We start from the raw sequence: 401 nt of genomic DNA on the forward strand, positions 1-401 counted from the left end.
GAGACCACGCCGACCGAGCCGCGCTTGTGGATGTGGCCGGGCATGATGCCGATCTTGCAGGCGTCGGGCGTGATGATGCCGGGGCAGTTGGGGCCGATCAGGGTCGATGTGCTGCCCTCGAGCGCGCGCTTGACGCGCATCATGTCCAGAACCGGGATGCCTTCGGTGATGCAGACGATGAGCGGGATCTCGGCGTCGATCGCCTCGAGGATCGAATCGGCGGCGAAGGGCGGCGGCACGTAGATGACGCTGGCATTGGCGCCGGTCTCGTGCATCGCCTCGTGGACGGAGTTGAAGACGGGCAGATCGAGATGCGTCTGGCCCCCTTTGCCGGGGGTGACGCCGCCGACCATCTGGGTGCCGTAGGCGATGGCCTGTTCGGTGTGGAATGTGCCCTGCGA

At 66.6% G+C, this 401-nt stretch carries 1 protein-coding gene; it reads right to left on the reverse strand.

Annotated elements, in window-relative coordinates; genetic code table 11:
- A partial coding sequence (locus tag XM53_RS22330) for a succinate--CoA ligase subunit alpha (RefSeq protein WP_456238909.1) occupies positions 1-401 on the reverse strand: 401 nt, incomplete at both ends.

The organism is Roseovarius atlanticus, from assembly GCF_001441615.1.
Taxonomy (GTDB): domain Bacteria; phylum Pseudomonadota; class Alphaproteobacteria; order Rhodobacterales; family Rhodobacteraceae; genus Roseovarius; species Roseovarius atlanticus.